At 44.5% G+C, this 8,057-nt stretch carries 9 protein-coding genes and 1 riboswitch; all 9 genes read left to right on the plus strand.

Annotation, left to right across the window (positions count from 1 at the left end; all coding sequences use genetic code 11):
- Nucleotides 1-177: 177 nt before the first annotated feature.
- Nucleotides 178-663, plus strand: coding sequence for a DUF134 domain-containing protein (locus tag ABFC84_04655; GenBank protein ID MEN6412045.1), 486 nt, complete (start codon nucleotides 178-180; stop codon nucleotides 661-663).
- 167 nt (nucleotides 664-830) lie between these two features.
- Nucleotides 831-2,705: a spore germination protein gene (locus ABFC84_04660; GenBank protein MEN6412046.1), complete on the plus strand. Its 1,875-nt coding sequence runs from the start codon at nucleotides 831-833 to the stop codon at nucleotides 2,703-2,705.
- A complete protein-coding gene (locus ABFC84_04665; GenBank protein ID MEN6412047.1) occupies nucleotides 2,702-3,817 on the plus strand; it encodes a GerAB/ArcD/ProY family transporter in 1,116 nt (371 codons plus the stop codon). The genes ABFC84_04660 and ABFC84_04665 overlap by 4 nt, the downstream gene beginning before the upstream one ends.
- Nucleotides 3,799-5,049, plus strand: coding sequence for a Ger(x)C family spore germination protein (locus ABFC84_04670; GenBank protein MEN6412048.1), 1,251 nt, complete (start codon nucleotides 3,799-3,801; stop codon nucleotides 5,047-5,049). Before ABFC84_04665 ends, ABFC84_04670 begins: the two co-directional genes overlap by 19 nt.
- A 24-nt stretch (nucleotides 5,050-5,073) precedes the next feature.
- Nucleotides 5,074-5,232: a hypothetical protein gene (locus ABFC84_04675; protein ID MEN6412049.1), complete on the plus strand. Its 159-nt coding sequence runs from the start codon at nucleotides 5,074-5,076 to the stop codon at nucleotides 5,230-5,232.
- Between the two features lie 81 nt (nucleotides 5,233-5,313).
- Nucleotides 5,314-5,415: riboswitch (SAM riboswitch) on the plus strand.
- A 67-nt stretch (nucleotides 5,416-5,482) separates the two neighbouring features.
- Nucleotides 5,483-6,301, plus strand: coding sequence for a MetQ/NlpA family ABC transporter substrate-binding protein (locus ABFC84_04680; protein MEN6412050.1), 819 nt, complete (start codon nucleotides 5,483-5,485; stop codon nucleotides 6,299-6,301).
- 101 nt (nucleotides 6,302-6,402) lie between these two features.
- Nucleotides 6,403-6,783 carry a YezD family protein gene (locus ABFC84_04685; protein MEN6412051.1) on the plus strand — a complete coding sequence of 127 codons (381 nt, stop codon included), beginning with the start codon at nucleotides 6,403-6,405 and terminating at the stop codon, nucleotides 6,781-6,783.
- Between the two features lie 256 nt (nucleotides 6,784-7,039).
- On the plus strand, nucleotides 7,040-7,207 hold the full coding sequence (locus ABFC84_04690) for a hypothetical protein (protein ID MEN6412052.1): 168 nt from the start codon (nucleotides 7,040-7,042) through the stop codon (nucleotides 7,205-7,207).
- Nucleotides 7,208-7,216: 9 nt separating this feature from the next.
- Nucleotides 7,217-7,633 carry a chloride channel protein gene (locus ABFC84_04695; GenBank protein MEN6412053.1) on the plus strand — a complete coding sequence of 139 codons (417 nt, stop codon included), beginning with the start codon at nucleotides 7,217-7,219 and terminating at the stop codon, nucleotides 7,631-7,633.
- Nucleotides 7,634-8,057: the final 424 nt, after the last annotated feature.

The raw sequence follows: 8,057 nt of genomic DNA on the forward strand, positions 1-8,057 counted from the left end.
ATAGTTACCAGGGCGATTTTCCCGGGCGTATTAATTTATAAAAGATAAATTCGACTCCAGCGGCTGGGTTACCTTCCGGATAGAGATTTATTTTTAATTTTATCGGGGTTGTTATTGTATAAAATAGAAAGTCAGGGTATAATATAAATGAACATATGCTCAATTGGAGGATTTGAAATGCCCCGTAGACGTTGTTGTGGAATCGTCGAAGAAATTCCCTGTTGTCAGCGGTTTGTGCCGGAAGGAGGAACTGATACAGGGGTATATGAAATTTCGCTTGAGGAACTGGAAGCTGTCAGATTGAAAGATGTGGAAGGCATGGATCAGACAGCTTGTGCTATTCGCATGAGAGTATCGCGTCCGACCTTTCAGCGTATTTTACAGCGTGCCAGAAATAAGATTGCCTTGGCGCTAGTGAAGGGTCAGACGATTATAATACAAGGAGGTCATTATATGTTAAAGAACCGAGTTTTTGAGTGTGCCGATTGTGGTCATACCTGGGAAGTTGAACCATGCTCCGAGGGTGGCAAGCATGGGTATGAGATTGCCTGTCCCAAGTGTGGAAGTATGAAGAAGTTCAAGTTAAGCGATGAGGGTGAAAAACATGCCTGCGGCGGTGGGCATCATCACGGCGGCTGCTGCGGGGGACATAGCCACGAATAGTGGCGGTTGGATTATATCCATAAATAGTACGAAAACAATAACGGCTAAACAAGTCCGTTGTTGTTTTTTTTTTGTTCAGGAAGCGGACAGAATTAGCGAAGTTGGTTTGGTATTCGGCAAACAGGGAATAATAACCGGGAGCTTTAGAGAAGGTGAGGTGGTATGCGATGATTGACAATATTGTTGTAAACAGTATTCGCTATCTGAAAAAGTTGATTACTTACCAACCGCCTCAAAGTGCGAAGCCATTTGTCCTTGAAGAAAGCCCTTATGACAAGCAGCGGCAAAATTCCCCGGGAAGTTCAAGAAAAAATCGTCTAACCGACGACGCCCAAGAAATTCAAAAATTGCTGGTGCAGGCTCGCGAACTGGAAAATACAATGGAGAAAGCGAAGACTGCAATTGAAAAAGGGAAAGCCGCTTCGCTCAAAGAAATAGCCGAACAGCTGAGAGAATTGGGGAAAAGGCAAATTGAACTGGATCCAATTGCACTTTCCTATGATACGCAGATCGAGGTTATACAGCGTATTGTGAGCACTAGTCTGGATGAGAACGAGGCGATTTTACGAACTCTATATAATCTGCCGGAAAACAAAGACTTGATTATCCGGCATTTTGAAATACCCAGCAGTTCGCCCGTCGAAGCCATGATCGTGTTCTTGGATGGAATGATTGACAAAAATACGATTAATATGTCTGTTCTTCAACCATTAATGATATTTGGCCATACGATTGAGAATGGAGAAAATCTCATTGCAACCATTGTGTCGGCAGCGTTACCGAATAATGAAACGAAGCTGCTGGCCGGGTTTCGCGAAATTGCCGATAATATCAACCGGGGCGATTCTGCCGTTTTTTTTGCCGGAGCGAAGGAAGCGGTTGTTGTTTCTACCAAGGGGTATGCTACCCGGGGTATCGGGCGCCCGATGCTGGAACAGACAGTAAGAGGGTCGCAGTCGGCATTTAGTGAATCTCTGCGGATCAATACCGGCTTGCTGCGGACTATGCTGCCGTCAAACGATCTGGTGACTGAAATTATAACAGTAGGTGATCGTATTCCGGCCAAATGCGCCATCATCTATATGAAATCCATTGTCAATCCGGCTTTAGTCCGGGAGGTTAAGCGCCGTATCCGGAGTATCCGTACTGATTATATTGTCGATATCGGGATATTGGAACAGTTTATCGAGGATCACCCCAAGATGCCTTTTCCCCAAATGCTGTCTACCGAGCGGCCTGATCGGACGGCGGTCAATATTGTTGAGGGCCGGGTTGCTATTTTGCTTGACGGAATTCCTTTCGCTCATATTGCGCCGGTGAGCTTTTTTAGTTTTTTTCACACCATGGAAGATTTTAGTTTAAAAATACCTGCCGGCAGTTTCATGCGGCTGCTGCGGTTAGTTTCCTCTTTCTTCACCATTACTCTGCCTTCCATTTATCTTGCGATTAATTATTTCCATCCGGAAGCGCTGCCGACGGAAATGCTGCTGGCAATTGCCGGTGCCAGGGAAGCCGTTCCATTTCCGGCCTTGCTGGAAATCGTGATTATGGAAGCCTCCTTTGAGCTTATTCGGGAAGCCGGTTTGCGTATACCCGGTATGCTTGGTTCTACCATTGGCATTGTCGGCGCCATCATTCTTGGTCAGGCGGCGGTTGCCGCCAATATTGTCAGTCCTGTCCTGGTGGTTGTGATTGCGATTACCGGGTTAGCGTCCTTTGCACTACCGGATTATCGATTTTCTTTTGGTGTCCGGCTTACCCGATTTATTTTTTTGCTGCTGGCCGCTTCCTTGGGACTGGTTGGAGTTTCTTTCGGGTTACTGTTGCTGACGGTAATGTTATCTTCCATGAAATCAATCGGCGTTCCCTATATGACTCCCATCGGGCCAAAAACAAACGCCGGTTTAGATGCAGTTATACGGGGACCGGTATTTCAGCAGGAATTCCGACCTGATGAGCTGAATGCGCAGGATGAAAGAAGGCAGCCTCGCATAAGCCGTCAATGGATTAAAAGACACGGTGAGAGGGGAAATCGGCAGTGAGCTATAAGACGGGACGAATGGGGATGGCTGAGGGCATTGCTTTGGTTTTTGTTTTAACAATTCCGCGGCTGTTTTTGACGGCACCGGCCGAGGTTGTCGATGCAGCCGGGCCAATCGGCTGGCTTATCCCTCTGTTTTCCAGTATTACGCCGCTAATCGCATTTTGGCTGCTGGTTTATGTTTTAATGCAGACAGCGGGAGACGATTTGTTTACTGCGGCTCAACATTTTCTGGGACCGATAGTAGGATTTGGTATTGGCCTGTTTTATGCCGTTATGTTTTTGCTGAATGCAGCAATCTTATTAAGACAGTTCGCCGAGAATACGCTTTTGACAGCGCTGCCGTTGCTGGAGTTTAGTACCGCTGTCGGTTTATATGTTCTGGTTGCGGCGATAGTAATATACGCGAGTATTGAGGGACTGTCACGGGCTGCCTATATCATTCTTCCCTTTGGCACCGTTGCTATCATTATCAGTCTATTATTACTGTTTCCTTTTTATAATTTTTATCACTTGTTTCCCTGGCAGGGAAAAGGACTGGGAACGTTATTCAAATCCAGTATTTTGCTATCCGGAGCTAATATCGGAGTGATAGCCCTTGCCATTCTGGCCCCTTCCTTTCAGAATTTGAGGACAATTAAAATTGCCGGCCTTTTTGGTTTGGGCGGAGTCGCCTTATTGAGGACAGCTTCGACACTGGCCTTTGTCATGATATTCGGCTGCGGCGCCGGCCGGGAAAAAACACTGGCTTTTTTTGAAATGGTGCGATTGGTGAACTTAAGCCGTTACTTACAGCGGGTCGAGGCATTGTTTATTTTATTATGGGTCATTGTTGGTGTGCTTGCGATTGCGGCAAATTTATATGTTGGCATGTATCTGATTACCCGTTTATTTAATTTGCCGGCACTTCGGCCGATTATTCCGATTGTTTGTTTGTTGATAGCGCAAATAGCGATGATTCCTGACGATATTACCGACGTTATTCAACTGGCCAGAGAATTCAATATAATATATATGAATGTCGGTCTCTATGCTATTCCGTTCCTGTTATTCATCGCCGCTTTCATCAGACGCCGGAAAAGGAGGGCTGGGGCGTGTACTGCAGAATCATAGCCAGTCTGCTGCTTATCTGTATGGCGACACTATCACTTGGATGTTTTGGTTCCCGGGAAACAGATGAAGTAGCGTATGTATTAGCCATTGGAATCGATAAGTCGGATGAGGCAGGTATGATTAATGTTACTTACCAAATCGCAATTCCCAGAACGCTGGCCGGCGGTCCTGCCGCTGGAGCAAAGAGTGAGAAAGATGTTATAGACGTCACAATAAAAGCACCTTCCTTAGCGGAGGCGCGCTCCTTGTTAAACAGTGTTGAGTCCCGGGCAGCTAATTTATCCCATAACAAAATTTTCATTTTTGGGGAAGAATATGCCCGTGAAGGGATCGGTGATGTTCTTGGCCCTTTGCTGCGTTTTCGCGAGTTTCGCGGCTCGATGTTCATCATGGTTGTAAAGGACGATACTGCAAAAAATTATATTAATAAAAACAAGCCTAAACTGGAAGCGCTGCCCTCCCGCTTTTATGAGAGTATGTTTTTAACTTCAGGCGAAACTTCTTATTATCTGCAAACATTTCTGCATGATTTTTATACTCGCCTGAAGTCCGGCGGTGCTTCACCAATCACTGCTCTGGGCGGGATATATTCAGATAGCAGTCCGGTTGAGCCTGCGACACCCCCAAATCCTCCGGGAAAAGCCAATGAATATACCGGCTCTCTGCCACGACAGCGGGAAGAGGATAATCCGGCAGAGCTGATTGGAACGGCACTGTTTAAACAGGATAAAATGGTGGGCACCTTAACGAGCAATGAAACTCGTATGCTGGCAATTTTAGATAACAAATTTCATAAAGGCTTTTTTGTTCTGGAAGATCCGTTGATGCCTAATAAAAGCGTACATGTTAATCTTCGCCTTGGGCACGGACCGGAAATTAAGGCTGACAGCAGAGAGGGTCAGGCTTTTATCACCATTGACATCTTTCTTGAGGGCGAAATTACCAGCATTCCCAGCGGAATCAATTATGAGCAGCGGGAGTACCGGACAATTTTGGAACAAGAAGTATCTCAGGTTATCCGGCAGGATATGTTGAAAATGATCAGCAAGACACAACGGCTGGGGGTTGATCCGGCAGGCTTTGGCGATCATTTCCGGAAGAACTTTGCGACGCTGCCGCAATTTGAAAATGCACATTGGGATCAATTGTATCAACAGGCAGAAATTAACGTATCGGTTGAAACAAAACTGCGCCGTTCCGGACTGCTGTGGAAGACTTCGCCGATCATGTAAAGACGGTGGGAAAAGGTGGTTTATGTGGATACTCTATATGAAATTTTAGCGGTTATAGTGAGTTATTATTCCTATACCTATGCCAAATGGCTTGGCAGTCACGGCAATAAGCGGGGGATGATCGGAGTGTTCCTGCTGATATTGGCGGGATTAAGCATAACCGTTTATCGGAGTATGCAATAAGCAAAAGGACGTAAGCGGAATAAAACTATTGACACACAGTGATTTCCATGTTATTATCATAACAATTTAATATTAGTAAAACTCTTATCCAGAGAGGTCGAGGGACTGGCCCGATGACGCCCGGCAACCAGCGCACAGTGCGAAGGTGCTAACTCCAGCAGGAGAAATCCTGAAAGATGAGAGGAAGGCGACTGGCAGTCAACCCTTTCCTCGGAAAGGGTTTTATTATTGTAAAAATGGAGGAAAATCTATGAAAAAAATCGGACTCTTCTTAATCGGTTTATTAGCATTTGCAATGATTTTAGGCGGCTGCGGCAACAGCAATTCTTCTGCGCCGGCTTCGTCTAAAAATACAGTTTTGAAAGTCGGGGCAACGGCGGTACCTCACGCTGAAATTTTGAATTTTGTTAAACCGCTGCTGGCAAAAGAAGGTGTGGATCTGCAAGTAGTGGAATTCAGCGACTATGTTCAGCCTAATCTGGCGCTATCGTCGAAAGAACTGGATGCAAATTTTTTCCAGCACATTCCCTACCTGGAAAAGTTCAGCACAGAACATAACTTGCCGCTGACCTATACGGTGAGAGTGCATCTTGAGCCTATGGGAGTGTATTCGAAAAAAGTAAAGAATTTGAGTGAACTGGCTGACGGTGCTCAGGTTGCGATTCCCAATGATCCCACAAATGGGGGCCGGGCTCTGGCTGTATTGGAAAAGGCCGGTCTGTTGAAGCTCAAAGAAGGAACCGGCGTTAAGGCTACAGTTGGCGATATCGTTGATAATCCCAAAAAGTTGGTGATTCGCGAATTAGAAGCTCCGCTGCTGCCCCGGGCTTTGGATGACGTGGCAATTGCAGTTATCAATACTAATTATGCATTGACAGCTAATTTATCGCCGAATAAAGATGCACTCTTTATTGAATCGAAGGATTCGCCATACGCCAATATTCTTGCTATTCGCCAAGGCGACGAAAATAGGCCGGAAATTCAGAAGCTGTCTAAGATACTGAATTCGGCAGAGGTTAAGCAGTTTATCAATGACAAGTATCAGGGTGCTATCTTGCCTGCATTCTAAATATATGATTAGCTGATCAGAACACTGAAGGCTAAAGCAGCGGTTATTTAAAGGCCGTTACTTTAGCTTACTATTTTGCAGGGATATAGAGGTGGGATCAGGTGTCGGGTAAAAAGAATCAAACTGGTTCTAAGACAGCAAATTGTATTACTCCCCAAATTATGGACCAGATTATTTCCATATTAAAAAGTACGTTTCATGGCAATGTTTCGTTAATCACGCAGGATGGCCGCTTGGTTCAAATTGAGCGCAATGAGAAAATCCGTCCCTGCGATATAGCAAGCAAAGGCGGCAATCGGGTAAACAGTTCGGCAGGAAAACAAGATGATTCCGCTGTGCGGGCAAAAGTTCAGGAAGCTTGCGCCGCTTTAGAATACGGCCAAGTGGTCATTGTGATTAAAGAGGGGAAAATTGTTCAAATTGACCGTACGGAAAAACAGCGGTTCCCATCGCTAATGGGAATTTATGGTGACGGTATCTAAGATGAACAATGCGAAATAGTACCTTGTAGATTGGGTAATAGAAAATAAATATGCTTGGCTGATCAGAAAAACAAAAGACTAAGACCGATTTTGATAATTGGTCTTAGTCTTTTGTTTCATTTCTAGAGAAACATCGTCGCTACATCTTGATTTTATTATATAGTTAATAACTATATAACTATCATATTTTAATATTTAACATTTATAAAAAATAGCATTATTATAATAAGAAAAGGACTAATTGAGGTATATAGACATGAACCATTTGAAAATCAAGGTTGTAGCGCAGTTAATAGTCATTGGCGTATTGGCGGGAATTACAGGGATCATATTGACGATAACTCTACATATGATTCAGCAATGTGCCTTTGGGGGGTATAGCGATACATCTTTTCGGGAGATAGTGGAGCACACATTACCTTGACGACGGTTATTGGTACTCGTAGGCTGTGGCGCTGTCGTAGGGTGCGGCTGGGTAGGTATAAATCGATATGGAGCAAAGTTAGTGGAAATTAAGACATCTGTAAATGACTCGCAGCAACAGATGCCTTTTAAAACTACGATTTGTCATGGGCTATTGCAGATTGTGACAGTAGCTCTAGGTTCTCCTTTAGGACGAGAGGTGGCACCACGGGAAATTAGTGCTGCTTTTGCAACGAAATTAAGCCAGTTGTGTCACGTTGATGAGCGAACGCATAAACTCTTAGTAGCATGTGCTTCAGGAGCTGGGCTAGCGGCGGTATATAATGTGCCTCTGGCATCAGCGGTATTTACGTTAGAAACACTGTTAGTTGATTGGAGCTTTTCTTCCCTTGGAGCAGCCATGTTGTGCTGCGGGACAGCTGTATAGTAATCTTCAACAGAAACGGCCCTGTACGGAATCAGGCAGACACATCAAACCCGCTTTTAAATGAGCAATGGGATCGTCATGTACCTTTGACAGATCATCCAGATAACCAATTTTTTATGATCTTATGCCCTAACCTACTGTCGATATGATAACAATGTGGGAAGAATATTCTTCCATTAATAAAAATCATTATAATTTAATGCTAAATAACGATACATAGTGATTCAAAGGGCATTTCGGTCCATAACGTTTTTTAAAGCGCGTTAATAGGACTAAATGCCCCTTTCTTTTTTAGATGGAATGGCTATAATTGGAATGGATATATAGTTTATCCGAAGACCAAGTCTCTCTACGACTCCGGTTTCTACAAGCGGGAGTTAAGAGCGGCTAAGTTCCTGGATGAATTCGATTAAAATTCAGATGG

Source organism: Veillonellales bacterium, from assembly GCA_039680175.1.
In the GTDB taxonomy this organism is placed as follows: Bacteria; Bacillota; Negativicutes; order JAAYSF01; family JAAYSF01; genus JBDKTO01.